This is a genomic window from Enterobacter cloacae complex sp. IR53041 (assembly GCF_049238285.1).
Classification (GTDB): domain Bacteria; phylum Pseudomonadota; class Gammaproteobacteria; order Enterobacterales; family Enterobacteriaceae; genus Enterobacter; species Enterobacter roggenkampii.
Map to the genome: position 1 here is coordinate 213,491 of NZ_JBMKHB010000004.1, position 15,250 is coordinate 228,740.

At 57.9% G+C, this 15,250-nt stretch carries 13 protein-coding genes and 1 other RNA gene; 9 read left to right on the plus strand and 5 right to left on the minus strand.

What is annotated here, in order from left to right; all coding sequences use genetic code 11:
• The first annotated feature begins 83 nt into the window (after positions 1–83).
• Positions 84–1,316 carry a phosphoglycerate dehydrogenase gene (gene serA / locus ACOTXF_RS04995; protein WP_021242062.1) on the plus strand — a complete coding sequence of 411 codons (1,233 nt, stop codon included), beginning with the start codon at positions 84–86 and terminating at the stop codon, positions 1,314–1,316.
• A gap of 102 nt (positions 1,317–1,418) precedes the next feature.
• Here the strand turns inward: serA and ACOTXF_RS05000 are convergent, their stop codons facing one another.
• From ACOTXF_RS05000 to zapA, 3 genes are all read right to left on the minus strand, one after another.
• Positions 1,419–2,015, minus strand: coding sequence for a 5-formyltetrahydrofolate cyclo-ligase (locus ACOTXF_RS05000; protein ID WP_025912458.1), 597 nt, complete (start codon positions 2,013–2,015; stop codon positions 1,419–1,421).
• Positions 2,016–2,039: 24 nt separating this feature from the next.
• A non-coding RNA gene (gene ssrS, locus ACOTXF_RS05005) (6S RNA) lies at positions 2,040–2,223 on the minus strand.
• Positions 2,224–2,264: 41 nt separating this feature from the next.
• Complete coding sequence (gene zapA, locus ACOTXF_RS05010) at positions 2,265–2,594, minus strand: cell division protein ZapA (protein WP_006811891.1); 330 nt, start codon at positions 2,592–2,594, stop codon at positions 2,265–2,267.
• 168 nt (positions 2,595–2,762) lie between these two features.
• Here zapA and ACOTXF_RS05015 point away from each other — a divergent pair, with 168 nt between their 5' ends.
• The 8 genes from ACOTXF_RS05015 to ACOTXF_RS05050 all read left to right on the plus strand — a co-directional run bounded on the left by ACOTXF_RS05015 (position 2,763) and on the right by ACOTXF_RS05050 (position 12,796).
• On the plus strand, positions 2,763–3,341 hold the full coding sequence (locus ACOTXF_RS05015; RefSeq protein ID WP_074172861.1) for a YecA family protein: 579 nt from the start codon (positions 2,763–2,765) through the stop codon (positions 3,339–3,341).
• 31 nt (positions 3,342–3,372) lie between these two features.
• The gene (pepP, locus tag ACOTXF_RS05020; protein WP_086538466.1) at positions 3,373–4,686 is read left to right on the plus strand and encodes a Xaa-Pro aminopeptidase; all 1,314 of its coding nucleotides are present in this window, start codon (positions 3,373–3,375) and stop codon (positions 4,684–4,686) included.
• Positions 4,683–5,861 carry a 2-octaprenyl-6-methoxyphenyl hydroxylase gene (gene ubiH / locus ACOTXF_RS05025; protein ID WP_048963291.1) on the plus strand — a complete coding sequence of 393 codons (1,179 nt, stop codon included), beginning with the start codon at positions 4,683–4,685 and terminating at the stop codon, positions 5,859–5,861. Before pepP ends, ubiH begins: the two co-directional genes overlap by 4 nt.
• A 12-nt stretch (positions 5,862–5,873) precedes the next feature.
• Positions 5,874–7,076: an FAD-dependent 2-octaprenylphenol hydroxylase gene (gene ubiI / locus ACOTXF_RS05030; protein WP_232927147.1), complete on the plus strand. Its 1,203-nt coding sequence runs from the start codon at positions 5,874–5,876 to the stop codon at positions 7,074–7,076.
• Between the two features lie 397 nt (positions 7,077–7,473).
• Complete coding sequence (gene gcvT, locus ACOTXF_RS05035; RefSeq protein WP_048963301.1) at positions 7,474–8,568, plus strand: glycine cleavage system aminomethyltransferase GcvT; 1,095 nt, start codon at positions 7,474–7,476, stop codon at positions 8,566–8,568.
• A gap of 23 nt (positions 8,569–8,591) precedes the next feature.
• Positions 8,592–8,981 (plus strand): glycine cleavage system protein GcvH, encoded by a 390-nt coding sequence (gene gcvH / locus ACOTXF_RS05040; RefSeq protein ID WP_048963292.1) that lies wholly within the window; start codon positions 8,592–8,594, stop codon positions 8,979–8,981.
• 127 nt (positions 8,982–9,108) lie between these two features.
• A complete protein-coding gene (gene gcvP / locus ACOTXF_RS05045) occupies positions 9,109–11,982 on the plus strand; it encodes an aminomethyl-transferring glycine dehydrogenase (RefSeq protein ID WP_069598760.1) in 2,874 nt (957 codons plus the stop codon).
• A gap of 70 nt (positions 11,983–12,052) precedes the next feature.
• Positions 12,053–12,796 carry an SDR family oxidoreductase gene (locus tag ACOTXF_RS05050; RefSeq protein ID WP_032675464.1) on the plus strand — a complete coding sequence of 248 codons (744 nt, stop codon included), beginning with the start codon at positions 12,053–12,055 and terminating at the stop codon, positions 12,794–12,796.
• A gap of 65 nt (positions 12,797–12,861) precedes the next feature.
• Here the strand turns inward: ACOTXF_RS05050 and ACOTXF_RS05055 are convergent, their stop codons facing one another.
• Together ACOTXF_RS05055 and ACOTXF_RS05060 are read right to left on the minus strand one after the other, a co-directional pair.
• Complete coding sequence (locus ACOTXF_RS05055) at positions 12,862–14,295, minus strand: 6-phospho-beta-glucosidase (RefSeq protein WP_234115160.1); 1,434 nt, start codon at positions 14,293–14,295, stop codon at positions 12,862–12,864.
• A 116-nt stretch (positions 14,296–14,411) separates the two neighbouring features.
• The gene (locus tag ACOTXF_RS05060; protein ID WP_232927153.1) at positions 14,412–15,143 is read right to left on the minus strand and encodes a MurR/RpiR family transcriptional regulator; all 732 of its coding nucleotides are present in this window, start codon (positions 15,141–15,143) and stop codon (positions 14,412–14,414) included.
• Positions 15,144–15,250: the final 107 nt, after the last annotated feature.

The following is a 15,250-nucleotide window of genomic DNA, read 5'->3' on the forward strand; positions in this document are numbered from 1 at the left end:
TGCAATAGTTTTTTTTGATATGTTGGCTACAGCGGATTTATATCCAGCACAACATCAGTTCAGACAAAAACAGGGTCGGGTAAATGGCAAAGGTATCACTGGAGAAAGACAAGATTAAATTCCTGCTGGTCGAGGGCGTGCATCAAAAAGCAATCGATAGCCTTCGTGCGGCAGGTTACACCAACATCGAATTTCACAAAGGCGCGCTCGATACCGAAGAGCTGAAAGCGTCCATCCGTGATGCCCACTTCATTGGCCTGCGATCCCGTACTCACCTGACTGAAGATGTGATTGCCGCGGCGGAAAAGCTGGTGGCTATCGGCTGCTTCTGCATCGGTACCAACCAGGTTGACCTGAATGCTGCTGCGAAACGCGGTATTCCTGTCTTCAACGCCCCGTTCTCTAACACCCGTTCCGTGGCGGAGCTGGTGATTGGCGAACTGCTGCTGCTCCTGCGCGGCATTCCGGAGGCTAACGCCAAAGCACACCGCGGCGTCTGGAACAAACTGGCTGCGGGCTCCTACGAAGCCCGTGGGAAAAAACTGGGTATCATCGGCTATGGCCACATCGGTACCCAGCTGGGGATTCTGGCGGAATCTCTCGGTATGCATGTCTATTTTTACGATATCGAAAGCAAGCTGCCTTTAGGCAATGCCACCCAGGTTCAACACCTGTCTGACCTGCTGAACATGAGTGACGTGGTAAGCCTGCACGTGCCGGAAAATGCCTCCACCAAAAACATGATGGGCGCAGAAGAGCTGGCGCTGATGAAGCCGGGCTCACTGCTGATTAACGCCGCGCGTGGCACGGTGGTCGATATCCCTGCGCTGTGCGATGCGCTGAAGCGTAAGCATCTGGCAGGGGCGGCCATCGACGTTTTCCCAACGGAGCCTGCCACCAACAGCGATCCGTTCACCTCTCCGCTGTGCGAGTTCGACAACGTGATCCTGACGCCGCACATCGGCGGGTCTACGCAGGAAGCGCAGGAGAATATCGGTCTGGAAGTGGCAGGTAAGCTGAGCAAATACTCCGACAACGGTTCTACGCTCTCTGCGGTGAACTTCCCGGAAGTGTCTCTGCCGCTGCACGGCGGTCGTCGTCTGCTGCATATCCACGAAAACCGTCCAGGCGTGCTCACCGCGATCAACCAGATCTTTGCCGAGCAGGGCGTCAACATTGCCGCGCAGTATCTGCAGACCAACTCGCAGATGGGCTATGTGGTCATTGATATCGAAGCGGATGACGATGTGGCCGAGAAAGCGCTGCTGAGCATGAAGGCCATTCCGGGGACGATTCGCGCGCGTCTGCTTTACTGATGGTGCGGTCTGTGGTGTCGGGGGGCGCTGACGCTTACCCGACCTACAATGTTTGAGGATTTATGTAGGCCGGGTAAGGCGCAGCCGCCACCCGGCTTTATCCTACCAGACCCAGATTTTGCTGGGCGTCACTACCGCCGGCAACGGCACATCCCATTTCTCCACCGGCAACGCCTCCACGCCCTGGCAATCATGCGCGTAGCCTACCGGCTGCAACCCATACTGCTGCCAGTTTTGTAGCGTTCTGTCGTAAAAACCACCGCCCATTCCCAGGCGCTGTCCCTGCTCATCAAACGCCACCAGCGGCGTAATCAGCACATCCAGCTGTGACAGCGGCAGCACGTCGCGCACGTCGAGTTTCGGCTCGGTGATTTTCAGACGATTCACCACCAGCTCGCTGTGCGGGTGATAGTGCAAAAAAAGCAGATTGCCTTCGCTGAACGGGTGCAGCACCGGCAGGTATACTTTCTTCCCGGCGCGCCAGAGCTGCTCTATCAGCGGTTGGGTGTCCAGTTCGCCGTCAAACGACAGAAACAGGGCAACCGTGCGCGCCATCACGACAGGGGGATACGCCATCATACGGGCGGCGGCCTGCTGGGCAAAATGCGCTTGCTGTTCTGGGGTTAACGCACGACGGCGTTGACGAATGAGCTGACGAATGTCCTGGCGTGAAGCTGAAACTTCAGGGAATTGAGTCATGGTAGTCGGTAGAAGAAAAGAGAGGGAATCTCCGAGATGCCGCCGCAGGCTGTAACCCTTGAACCCTTGGTTCAAGGTGAATGTGTCGTCATAGTTTTAAGGCTTCTCGGACGGACCGAGCATGCTCACCAACCATGGAGCGCCACATTCTTGTGGTATGAAATATCGGCTCAGGGGACTGGCCCGCTTGCGAACATCTCAGAGAAATTTTGTCTTCACAGTTACTCTACCATAGTCAACTGAGAAGTGTTATTCAAACTTGGGTCCCGGTCTTTCGGGATTGCGACCTTGATCAAGCAATGCCTGTTCTATGGTCTGCTGGAGCATTTTAATGCGCTGCTCCATGCTTGCCGCGTAGTCGCGGGTCTTCGCTTTTTCCTGAGTCAGTTCATAGCTGATGTTCAACGCGGCGATGAAAACCAGCTGCTCAGTATTTGTGACTCTAGTGCGTTCTTTTAGATCTTGCAACCGCTGATTCAAATCGTCCGCAGCCTGATTCAAAGCATCCCTTTGTTCAGGCGGACAATTCACTCGCAGTGAACGGCCAAAAATCTGGAGATCGACGGGTTGTGCAGACATGCCACCTTCCTGCTGATTGACTGCGCTGCCTTCGCTTACGGCCCCGGGGGCTGCGAAGGGGCGACACTATAGCTACCCTGATGTGAAGATACAAGCCCTTTTCTGGTATCACCAGGGTCCAAAGTGGTAGCATATCATGAAACTTCCCCCCAATGATGACGAATGCGCATGTCTATACAGAACGAAATGCCTGGTTACAAGGATTTATACCAGTTACTGAACCAGCAGGGAGTCGGTTTAACCCCTGCCGAAATGCACGGTCTGATCAGTGGCATGCTGTGCGGCGGAAACAGCGACAGCTCCTGGCAGCCGCTGATCCACGACCTCACGAATGAAGGGCTGGCGTTTGGTCACGAGCTGGCGGAAGCGCTGCGTAAAATGCACGCCGCCATCAGCGATTCGCTGGAAGACGATGGCTTCCTTTTTCAGCTTTATCTGCCTGACGGCGACGACGTCAGCGTGTTCGATCGCGCCGATGCGCTGGCCGGCTGGGTAAACCACTATCTGCTGGGGCTGGGCGTCACGCAGCCTAAACTGGATAAAGTGACCGGCGAAGCGGGTGAAGCGATCGACGACCTGCGCAACATTGCCCAGCTTGGCTACGATGAAGACGAAGACCAGGAAGAGCTGGAAATGTCTCTCGAAGAGATCATCGAGTACGTGCGCGTGGCGGCACTGCTGTGCCACGACAACTTTACGCGCTCACAGCCGACCGCACCGGAAGTTCGTAAGCCAACCTTACATTAAGAAAAATAACGCACAGGAGGGTGTCATGGTTATCTCGAGTCAAGAGTATTCGCGCCGCCGTCAGGCGCTGCTGGCGAAAATGCAGCCGGGCAGCGCCGCGCTAATTTTTGCTGCGCCTGAAGTGACGCGCAGCGCTGACAGCGAATATCCCTATCGCCAGAGCAGCGATTTCTGGTACTTCACCGGCTTTAACGAGCCGGAAGCGGTACTGGTGCTGATTAAAAGCAATGACACCCACAACCACAGCGTGATATTCAACCGCGTGCGCGACCTGACGGCCGAAATCTGGTTTGGCCGCCGCCTGGGCCAGGAGGCCGCGCCGGCGAAGCTGGGCGTTGACCGTGCGCTGGCGTTTAGCGAAATCAACCAGCAGCTCTACCAGCTGCTTAACGGCCTCGACGTGCTCTATCACGCGCAGGGCGAATATGCCTACGCCGATGAGATTGTCTTCACCGCGCTGGATAAGCTGCGCAAAGGCTCGCGCCAGAACCTGTCCGCACCGGCCACGCTGACGGACTGGCGTCCGGTGGTGCATGAGATGCGCCTGTTCAAGTCTGAGGAAGAGCTAAATGTGATGCGCCGCGCGGGCGAAATCAGCGCGCTGGCACACACCCGCGCCATGGAGAAATGCCGTCCCGGGATGTTCGAATACCAGCTGGAAGGCGAAATTCACCACGAATTTAACCGCCACGGCGCGCGCTATCCCTCCTACAACACCATTGTCGGCGGCGGGGAAAACGGCTGCATTCTGCACTACACCGAAAACGAAAGTGCGCTGCGCGACGGCGATCTGGTGCTGATTGACGCCGGTTGCGAATATCAGGGCTATGCGGGGGACATCACCCGTACCTTCCCGGTGAACGGTAAATTCTCGCCGGCACAGCGCGCGATTTACGACATTGTTCTCGAATCCCTTGAGACAGCGCTCAAACTGTATCGTCCGGGGACTTCCATGCAGGAAGTGACCGGCGAAGTGGTGCGCATCATGATTACCGGTCTGGTCAGGCTCGGGATCCTGAAAGGGGATGTCGACACCCTGATTGCTGAAAATGCGCACCGACCGTATTTCATGCACGGCCTGAGCCACTGGCTGGGGCTGGACGTGCATGACGTTGGCGCATACGGCACCGACCGTTCGCGCGTGCTGGAGCCGGGCATGGTGTTAACCGTGGAGCCGGGTCTCTACATCGCGCCGGATGCCGACGTGCCAGAAGAATACCGCGGGATTGGCATTCGTATTGAAGACGACATCGTGATCACCGAAACCGGTAACGAAAACCTGACCGCCAGCGTCGTGAAAAACGCTGACGATATCGAGGCGCTGATGGCAGCGGCGCGCGCATGAGCGTGATTATCGTGGGCGGCGGCATGACCGGGGCCACGCTGGCGCTGGCCATTTCGCATATGACGCAGGGCCAGCTTCCGGTGCACCTGGTAGAAGCCGTTGCGCCAGAGGCGTCGAACCACCCCGGTTTTGATGCTCGCGCCATTGCGCTGGCGCAGGGCACCTGCCAGCAGCTTTCCCGCATTGGGATCTGGCAGGCGATTGCCGACCGTGCTACGGCGATCGGGACCGTTCACGTCAGCGATCGCGGCCATGCAGGCTTTGTCACGCTGGACGCGCAGGATTACCGGATTGATGCCCTGGGTCAGGTTGTTGAGCTGCACGACGTCGGATTACGTCTGTTCCGCCTGCTCCAGGACGCGCCGGGCGTTACGCTGCATTGTCCCGCGCGCGTGGCCAGCGTGAGTCGGAGTGACGCGTCGGTCAGCGTGACCCTGGAAAGCGGTACCGTCCTTGAAGGCCAGCTTCTGGTCGCTGCGGACGGTTCGCGCTCGTCGCTCGGCACCCAGTGTGGCGTGGAGTGGCGCCAGCAGCCTTACGGGCAGGTGGCGGTCATTGCGAACGTCTCTACCGCAGCTGAACACAACGGCAGGGCCTTTGAGCGCTTTACGCAGCATGGCCCGCTGGCGATGCTGCCGATGTCGGACGGGCGCTGTTCCCTGGTCTGGTGTCACCCGCAGGATAAGGCGGAAGAGGTTAAGGCCTGGTCCGACGAACGTTTTTGTACCGAGCTGCAGAAAGCCTTTGGCTGGCGGCTGGGGCGTATTACCCATGCCGGCAAGCGGACGGTCTACCCGCTTTCGCTGACCACGGCGTCTCAGTCTGTCTCCCATCGTCTGGCGCTTGTCGGTAACGCTGCGCAGACGCTGCACCCCATCGCGGGGCAAGGTTTCAACCTTGGCTTACGCGATGTCATGAGCCTGGCCGAATCTCTGGCGCAGGCGTGGGGCGAGCAAAAAGACTGTGGGGCCTATTCGGTGCTGAGTCATTACCAGAAGCGCCGACAGGCGGATAAAGAGGCCACCATCGGTGTGACCGATGGTCTGGTCCATCTTTTTGCCAATCGTTGGGCACCGCTGGTTGCGGGTCGCAACCTTGGACTGATGGCGATGGAACTATTCATTCCGGCACGCGACGTGCTGGCGCAGCGGACCCTGGGTTGGGTCGCGCGTTAAGGAGTTATCACCGTGCAAAATGTTGATGTCGCCATCGTTGGCGGCGGAATGGTTGGACTGGCATTGGCCTGCGGATTACAGGGCAGCGGCCTGCGCGTGGCGGTGCTGGAGCAAAAGCAGCCTCAGCCCGTTGCACCGGATGCGCCGCCGGAACTCCGCGTCTCGGCGATCAATGCGGCCAGCGAAAAGCTGCTGACGCACCTTGGCGTCTGGGCAGATATTGTGGCGCACCGCGCCAGCTGCTATCACGGCATGGAAGTGTGGGATAAAGACAGCTTTGGTCATATTGCTTTTGATGATGAAAGCATGGGCTATAGCCATCTGGGGCACATCGTTGAAAACGCGGTGATCCACCACGCGCTCTGGCAGAAAGCACAGCAGTGCAGCGACGTGACGCTGATTGCGCCTGCGCAGATCCAGCAGGTGGCGTGGGGCGAAAACGAGGCGTTTATCACCCTGCAGAATGGCGACATGCTGACCGCGCGTCTGGTGGTCGGTGCTGACGGTGCCAACTCCTGGCTGCGTAATAAAGCCGATATCCCGCTGACGTACTGGGATTACCGCCATCATGCTCTGGTCGCGACGATCCGTACCGAAGAGCCGCACGGCGGCGTCGCGCGCCAGATTTTCCACAACGATGGCATACTGGCGTTCCTGCCGCTTGCCGATCCGCACCTGTGCTCAATTGTCTGGTCCCTGGTGCCGGAAAAAGCCCAGCAGATGCATGAGGCGACGCCGGAGGCCTTTAACCAGGCGCTGTGCGTGGCCTTTGATAACCGCCTTGGCCTGTGCACGCTTGAAAGCGAGCGTCAGGTATTCCCGTTAACCGGCCGCTACGCGCGCCAGTTTGCGGCGCACCGTCTGGCGCTGGTGGGCGATGCGGCGCATACCATCCATCCGCTGGCCGGGCAGGGCGTTAACCTTGGCTTTATGGACGCGGCGGAGCTGGTAGAAGAGCTGCGTCGCCTGCATCGTGAAGGCAAAGATATCGGCCAGCATCTCTACCTGCGTCGCTACGAGCGCAGCCGCAAGCACAGCGCGGCGATGATGCTGGCGGGCATGCAGGGCTTCCGCGAGCTGTTTGCGGGTGCCAATCCGGCGAAAAAACTGCTGCGCGACATTGGCCTCAAGCTTGCTGACACCCTTCCGGGTGTTAAACCCCAACTCCTTCGTCAGGCGATGGGTCTGAACGACCTGCCGGACTGGCTACGCTAATTTAGACCCCCGTCACACTTTATTTTCCCGGCCTCTGCGCCGGGGAAATTCCCTCGTTTGAAATATTCTAATTTCACGTCATTTTTCGCATTAGATAATATAATGTCGTGTTTTTCTCGTTACAGAAATTCGGCCCGTTTTTCCGCACGAAATATCACCATGTGCTAAATCCTGTTAGATCATTGTTAATTTTGTGCGGGGTTAATCGCATTTTTCCAGTGGATAACTCTGTAGGCTTTTCAGCGTTTTTTGGTCATAAGCTAATGTGATGACCTGTTTTGCCTTATGGTTAACCGCCGTTTTCGGTGGTAAGTTCAGGTAAAAGAGAACGTTTGCGTCGGTGCCCGAACGCGGGGCCGATACCGGGTTTCACGGTGAATTTTTCAACGAGGACAAGATGGCTCAACAGACTCCTTTGTACGAACAACACGTGTTATGCGGCGCCCGCATGGTGGACTTCCACGGCTGGATGATGCCGCTGCACTACGGCTCGCAGATTGATGAGCACCACGCGGTGCGCACCGATGCCGGTATGTTCGACGTGTCCCACATGACGATTGTCGATCTGCGCGGTAGCCGCACCCGGGAGTTTTTGCGTTATCTGCTGGCAAACGACGTTGCCAAACTGAAGACGCCGGGTAAAGCGCTCTATACCGGCATGCTGAATGCCTCGGGCGGCGTGATTGATGACCTTATCGTCTACTACTTCACCGAAGATTTCTTCCGCCTCGTTGTAAACTCCGCCACCCGCGAAAAAGACCTCTCCTGGATCACCCAACACGCCGAACCGTATGCCATCGACATCACCGTCCGTGATGACCTGTCGCTGATCGCCGTGCAGGGGCCTAACGCGCAGGCGAAAGCCGCGTCTCTGTTCAACGATGAGCAACGTAAAGCCACCGAAGGCATGAAGCCGTTCTTCGGCGTGCAGGCGGGGGATCTGTTTATCGCCACCACCGGCTACACCGGTGAAGCGGGCTACGAAATTGCGATGCCGAACGAAAAGGCCGCTGATTTCTGGCGTGCGCTGGTGGAGGCGGGCGTGAAGCCTGCGGGCCTGGGCGCGCGCGATACGCTGCGTCTGGAAGCGGGCATGAACCTCTACGGTCAGGAGATGGACGAAGGCGTCTCTCCGCTGGCCGCCAACATGGGCTGGACCATCGCGTGGGAACCGGCTGACCGTGACTTTATTGGCCGTGAAGCGCTGGAGATGCAGCGCGAGAAGGGCACTGAACAGCTGGTTGGCCTGGTGATGAAGGAAAAAGGCGTACTGCGCGGCGAGCTGCCTGTACGTTTTACCGATACTGACGGCAATCCTCGCGAAGGCGTGATCACCAGCGGAACCTTCTCACCGACGCTGGGCTACAGTATTGCACTGGCACGCGTGCCGGCAGGCATTGGCGAAACGGCGGTGGTGCAAATCCGCAACCGCGAAATGCCGGTCAACGTGACCAAACCGATTTTTGTTCGCGCCGGTAAGCCGGTCGCCTAACTATTTTTATCAGGAGAACTTCAATGAGCAATGTGCCAGCAGAACTGAAATACAGCAAAGAACATGAGTGGCTGCGTAAAGAGGCGGACGGCACTTACACCGTCGGGATCACCGAGCACGCGCAGGAGCTGCTGGGCGACATGGTGTTTGTTGACCTGCCTGACGTGGGCACGACCGTGAGCGCAGGCGACGACTGCGCCGTGGCGGAGTCCGTAAAAGCGGCATCAGACATCTACGCACCGGTAAGCGGTGAGATTGTTGCGGTCAACGACGCGCTGAGCGACTCCCCGGAGCTGGTCAACAGCGAGCCTTATGAAGGCGGCTGGATCTTCAAGCTCAAAGCCAGCGACGAATCCCAGGTTGCCGCGCTGCTGGATGCGACCGCGTACGAAGCACTACTGGAAGACGAATAACGTTGTGCCGGATGGCGCTGCGCTTATCCGGCCTGGAGATCAACGTAGGCCCGGTAAGCGTTAGCGCCACCGGGCAACAGCGTTACAGATAACTACGATTCACTGCACGTTTCAGGAACCATCGCTCATGACACAGACTTTAAGCCAGCTTGAAAACCGTGGCGCCTTCATTGAACGTCACATTGGGCCGGATGCTCAGCAACAGCAGGAGATGCTGAAGACGGTTGGCGCGGATTCATTAAACGCACTGATCGGCCAGATTGTGCCAAAAGACATCCAGCTAGCCACGCCGCCTCAGGTGGGGGAAGCCACCACGGAGTTCGCCGCGCTGGCGGAGCTGAAGGCTATCGCCGGCCTGAACAAGCGCTATAAGTCTTACATTGGCATGGGCTACACCAACGTGCAGTTGCCGCCGGTGATCCTGCGCAACATGCTGGAAAACCCGGGCTGGTATACCGCTTATACGCCTTATCAGCCAGAAGTGTCCCAGGGTCGCCTGGAAGCGCTGCTGAACTTCCAGCAGGTAACGCTGGATCTGACCGGTATGGATATCGCCTCCGCGTCTCTGCTCGATGAAGCGACCGCCGCCGCCGAAGCGATGGCGATGGCGAAGCGCGTGAGCAAGCTGAAAAATGCCAACCGCTTCTTCGTGGCGGCTGACGTACATCCGCAGACGCTGGACGTGGTGCGCACCCGTGCGGAAACCTTCGGCTTTGACGTGATCGTCGATGACGCTGACAAAGTGCTGGATCACCAGGACGTCTTCGGCGTGCTGCTGCAGCAGGTGGGCACCACCGGCGAAGTGCACGACTACGGCGCGCTGATTGCCGAGCTGAAATCCCGCAAGGTTGTTGTCAGCGTTGCCGCCGATTTTATGGCGCTGGTGCTGCTGACGGCCCCGGGCAAACAGGGCGCGGATATCGTATTCGGCTCAGCACAGCGCTTCGGCGTACCGATGGGCTACGGCGGCCCGCACGCGGCGTTCTTCGGCGCGAAAGATGAATTCAAACGTTCCATGCCTGGCCGTATTATCGGCGTCTCCAAAGACGCTGCTGGTAATACCGCGCTGCGCATGGCGATGCAGACCCGCGAGCAGCATATCCGCCGCGAGAAAGCGAACTCCAACATCTGTACCTCACAGGTGCTGCTGGCTAACATCGCCAGCCTGTACGCCGTGTTCCACGGCCCGGCAGGCCTGAAACGCATTGCCAGCCGCATTCACCGCCTGGCCGATATCCTGGCCTGCGGCCTGCAGCAAAAAGGTCTTAAGCTGCGCCATGCCCACTACTTCGATACCCTGTGCGTGGACGTGGCGGACAAAGCCGCCGTGCTGGCACGCGCGGACGCGGCAAAGATCAACCTGCGCAGCGACATCCACAACGCCGTCGGCATTACGCTGGATGAAAGCACCACCCGCGACGATATCCTGAACCTGTTCAGCGTGCTGCTGGGTGACGCGCACGGTCTGGATATTGACGCGCTCGACAAAGAAGTTGCGCTCGACAGCCGCTCCATTCAGGACAGCATGCTGCGTAACGACGCCATCCTGACGCACCCGGTCTTCAATCGCTACCACAGCGAGACCGAGATGATGCGTTACATGCACTCTCTGGAGCGCAAGGATCTGGCGCTGAACCAGGCGATGATCCCGCTGGGGTCCTGCACCATGAAGCTGAATGCTGCAGCAGAGATGATCCCGATCACCTGGCCTGAATTCTCCGAGCTGCACCCGTTCTGCCCGCCGGAGCAGGCGGAAGGTTATCACGTGATGATTAACCAGCTTTCCGACTGGCTGGTGAAGCTGACCGGTTACGACGCGCTCTGCATGCAGCCGAACTCCGGCGCGCAGGGTGAATATGCCGGCCTGCTGGCAATCCGTCACTATCACGAAAGCCGTAACGAAGGCCATCGCGATATCTGCCTGATCCCAAGCTCCGCCCACGGCACCAACCCGGCTTCAGCCCAGATGGCGGGCATGGAAGTCGTGGTGGTCGCGTGCGATAAGAACGGCAACATCGACCTGGCTGACCTGCGCGCGAAAGCCGAACAGGCGGGCGACAAGCTCTCCTGCATCATGGTGACCTATCCGTCCACCCACGGCGTGTACGAAGAGACCATCCGTGAAGTGTGCGAAGTGGTGCACCAGTTCGGCGGTCAGGTATACCTCGACGGCGCGAACATGAACGCGCAGGTGGGCATTACCTCTCCGGGCTTTATCGGCGCGGACGTGTCGCACCTTAACCTGCACAAAACCTTCTGCATCCCGCACGGCGGTGGCGGCCCGGGCATGGGCCCAATCGGCGTGAAGGCGCACCTGGCACCGTTTGTCCCAGGCCACAGCGTGGTGCAGATCGAAGGCATGCTGACCCGTCAGGGCGCGGTCTCTGCGGCACCGTTCGGCAGCGCCTCTATCCTGCCAATCAGCTGGATGTACATCCGCATGATGGGCGCGGAAGGGCTGAAGCAGGCGAGCCAGGTGGCCATTCTGAACGCCAACTACATTGCGACGCGCCTGAAGTCTGCCTACCCGGTGCTCTACACCGGCCGCGACGGTCGCGTGGCGCACGAGTGCATCCTCGATATTCGTCCGCTGAAAGAGCAGACCGGCATTAGCGAGCTGGATATTGCCAAACGCCTGATTGACTACGGCTTCCACGCGCCTACTATGTCGTTCCCGGTTGCGGGCACGCTGATGGTGGAGCCAACGGAGTCCGAAAGTAAAGCCGAGCTTGACCGCTTTATCGACGCGATGCTGGCCATCCGCATGGAAATTGACCGCGTGCAGGACGGCGAGTGGACGCTGGAAGATAACCCGCTGGTCAACGCTCCGCACACCCAGCACGAGCTGGTGGCCGAGTGGAACCACGGCTATTCCCGCGAGCTGGCCGTCTTCCCGGCAGGCGTGGCGAACAAATACTGGCCGACCGTGAAGCGTCTTGATGATGTCTACGGCGACCGTAACCTGTTCTGCTCCTGCGTGCCGATGAGCGAATACCAGTAACATTGCTGATGTAGTAACGTAGGCCGGGTAAGGCGAAGCCGCCACCCGGCTTTTTTATTGGGAGAAGAAAATGGGCATTGCACTTGTGACCGGCGCCAGCCGGGGCATTGGGAAGGCCACTGCGCTGCAGCTGGCCCGCGAAGGCTACACCGTGGCGGTGAACTATCATCACAACATTAAGGCCGCAACGGATGTGATCAACCAGATTGTTGAGGCGGGCGGTAAAGCCTTTGCCGTTCGGGCAGACATCAGTGATGAAGCTCAGGTGCTGGCGATGTTTGAAAGCCTCGATCGTGAAGGCGAGCCGCTGACCGCGCTGGTCAATAATGCGGGGATTCTGTTTGAGCAATCCACCATCGAGAATCTCTCCGCCGAGCGTATTAACCGCGTCCTGGCGACCAACGTTACGGGCTACTTCCTCTGCTGCCGGGAAGCGGTAAAACGCATGTCCTTCAAACATGGCGGCAAGGGCGGGGCGATAGTGAATGTCTCTTCCGCGGCGTCCCGCCTGGGCGCACCGGGTGAATATGTGGATTACGCCGCGTCCAAGGGGGCGGTGGATTCGCTGACAACGGGGCTGTCGCTGGAGGTGGCGGCGCAGGGCATTCGCGTCAACTGCGTCCGTCCGGGCCTGATCTATACCGATATTCATGCTTCGGGCGGAGAACCGGGGCGAGTGGACCGCGTGAAAGCGTTACTGCCGATGCAGCGCGGCGGCCAGCCGGAAGAGGTCGCCCAGGCGATTGTCTGGCTGCTGAGCGAAAAGGCGTCGTACGTGACGGGGAGTTTTATTGAGTTAGCGGGCGGGAAATAAGCCGGGTGGCGGCCCGGCCTCCTATTCGTGTAGGCCCGGTAAGCGCAGTGCCACCGGGCAAAAAATCACAGCGCCTCGCCGTTGCTGGCAATCACGCCTTTATACCACTCGAAGCTCTTCTTGCGGGAACGCGACATGTCGCCCGTGCCGTCGTCGTGCTTGTTCACGTAGATAAAGCCGTAGCGCTTGCTGTACTGGCCGGTGGTGAACGACACGCAGTCGATACAGCCCCATGGCGTATAGCCCATCAGATCGACGCCATCGTGGGTGACGGCTTTGATCATCTCCTCCACGTGGGCACGCAGGTAGTCGATGCGATAGTCATCGTTGATGCTGCCGTCTTCTTCCACCTTGTCGTAGGCACCGAAGCCGTTTTCAACGATAAACAGCGGCTTCTGGTAACGCTCGTACAGTTCGCACAGGGAATAGCGCAGGCCCACCGGGTCAATCTGCCAGCCCCAGTCGGACGCCTTCACGTGCGGGTTCGGCACGCTGCCTTCGAAACCGGAAATGGCATCGCCGGTGCCGCCTTCCGCCTTCACCGCGTTGGTCATGTAGTAGCTGAAGCCCAGGTAGTCGCAGGTGCCTTCGCGCAGGATCTGCTCGTCACCCGCTTCCATTTTGATGGAGAAGCCACGACGCTCCCATTCGTTCAGCACGTAGGACGGGTAGTAGCCGCGCAGCTGGACGTCGGTAAAGACGTAGCGCTCGCGCATCGATTCCTGGGCGAACATCACGTCTTCCGGTTTGCAGGAGAACGGATAGAGCGCCACCATCGCCAGCATGCAGCCGACTTTCATCTCCGGGTTGATGCGGCGCGCGGCCTTCACCGCCAGGGCGCTGGCCACAAACTGATGATGCAGGACCTGGTACATGGTCTCTTCCGGATTTTCATGTTCCGTATAGACCACGCCCGAGCAGCAGTAGCCGAAGAGCGGGGCGCGCCAGTTACGCTGGTTGTTGATTTCGTTGAAGGTCATCCAGTATTTGACCTTGTTTTTGTAGCGCTCGAAGACCACTTCCGCGAAGCGTACAAAGAAATCGACCACTTTACGGTTGGTCCAGCTGCCGTACTCCTTCACCAGGTTCAGCGGCATTTCGAAGTGGGAGAGGGTGATCACCGGTTCGATGTTGTATTTCAGCAGCTCATCGAACATGTCGTCGTAAAACTTCAGCCCTTCTTCGTTTGGCTGCGTTTCGTCACCGTTCGGGAAGATACGCGTCCAGGCAATCGAGGTGCGGAAACACTTGAAGCCCATCTCGGCAAACAGCTTGATGTCTTCTTTGTAATGGCCGTGGAAATCAATCGCCTCATGGTTGGGATAGTATTTTCCCGGCACCACGTCCTGCGTGATTTCGCGCGGCACGCCGTGTGCGCCGCCCGTCAATACGTCGCAAATGCTTGGCCCTTTGCCGCCTTTGTTCCAGCCGCCTTCAACCTGGTGAGCGGCAACCGCGCCACCCCATAAAAAATCTTTTGGTAAGGTCAATTTTTTCATCGCTGCTATTCTCAATAAATGGCTTATTGGCATCGAGTCTAGCAAAGCGAAATTAAATGTCACGATATAACAAATTGGGCATAATGTGATTTGTCACATCAAAAAAACAGGATGTTTTATTCTGCAAGTTTCTTCGCCAGCTTACGGCCGAGAGATTCCAGAATATAGATGACGGGAATTTGCGTGGTGATATCGTAGACGCCTGCAATACGCGTCTGGGGAACGTGCCAGGAGAGATTAAAGTCCGCCAGTTTTGCGAGACGCGAGTGCTCGTGGCTGGTAATGGAGAGCACCTTGCAGTGATGCAGGCTAAACTGGCTGGCGAAGCGCAGGATTTCCTCGGTCTCACCCGAGACGGAGAGCACAATCGCCAGCGCATTTTTCGCCATGTCATTGGTGACCGGGAAATAAGGGTCATCAATATGGTTACTGAATTTTCCGATATTAGAAAAGAAACGTGCGCCATATTTTGCCAGCGAGCCTGACGTTCCTGCGCCGACAAATATAATGCGTTCCGACGATAAAATAATATCGACCGCACTATCTAACAACGCGTCGAACTCTTCATTATTTACGCTTTTAAAGAAGCTGATAATTTCGCTGGCGCCAAAGTTCGCCTGCTGGGGTTCATTCTGCTCGAGATAGAGCTTAAAGCGCACGCGAAACTCCGAGTAGCCTTCGCAGTTAAGCTTGCGGCAAAAGCGCAGGATGGTGGTCGTCGAGACACCCGCCGCATCCGCCAGCTCGCGGATGGTCATGTACATGACTTTGTCACGGTTTTTAATGACATAGTTGTAGACCATCATCTCCAGATTATTGAGACTGGCAATGGCGGATTGGGTGAACATACTCACAGTGGCATAACTCTTATTCAGACCTCATGTATCCATCATAACATGCGGCCAGACGGCAGGATCCATTTTTATGCTCTTGATTCTTAATGGTTAAATTTTAA

What these genes read in the sequence shown, in the direction of transcription:
- ACOTXF_RS05060 (WP_232927153.1), bottom strand. Translation starts at nt 15,143, where the DNA reads ATGTTCACCCAATCCGCCATTGCCAGTCTCAATAATCTGGAGATGATG.
- gcvP (WP_069598760.1), top strand. Translation starts at nt 9,109, where the DNA reads ATGACACAGACTTTAAGCCAGCTTGAAAACCGTGGCGCCTTCATTGAA.
- serA (WP_021242062.1), top strand. Translation starts at nt 84, where the DNA reads ATGGCAAAGGTATCACTGGAGAAAGACAAGATTAAATTCCTGCTGGTC.
- gcvT (WP_048963301.1), top strand. Translation starts at nt 7,474, where the DNA reads ATGGCTCAACAGACTCCTTTGTACGAACAACACGTGTTATGCGGCGCC.
- ACOTXF_RS05055 (WP_234115160.1), bottom strand. Translation starts at nt 14,295, where the DNA reads ATGAAAAAATTGACCTTACCAAAAGATTTTTTATGGGGTGGCGCGGTT.
- zapA (WP_006811891.1), bottom strand. Translation starts at nt 2,594, where the DNA reads ATGTCTGCACAACCCGTCGATCTCCAGATTTTTGGCCGTTCACTGCGA.
- gcvH (WP_048963292.1), top strand. Translation starts at nt 8,592, where the DNA reads ATGAGCAATGTGCCAGCAGAACTGAAATACAGCAAAGAACATGAGTGG.
- ACOTXF_RS05000 (WP_025912458.1), bottom strand. Translation starts at nt 2,015, where the DNA reads ATGACTCAATTCCCTGAAGTTTCAGCTTCACGCCAGGACATTCGTCAG.
- ACOTXF_RS05015 (WP_074172861.1), top strand. Translation starts at nt 2,763, where the DNA reads ATGTCTATACAGAACGAAATGCCTGGTTACAAGGATTTATACCAGTTA.
- ACOTXF_RS05050 (WP_032675464.1), top strand. Translation starts at nt 12,053, where the DNA reads ATGGGCATTGCACTTGTGACCGGCGCCAGCCGGGGCATTGGGAAGGCC.
- ubiH (WP_048963291.1), top strand. Translation starts at nt 4,683, where the DNA reads ATGAGCGTGATTATCGTGGGCGGCGGCATGACCGGGGCCACGCTGGCG.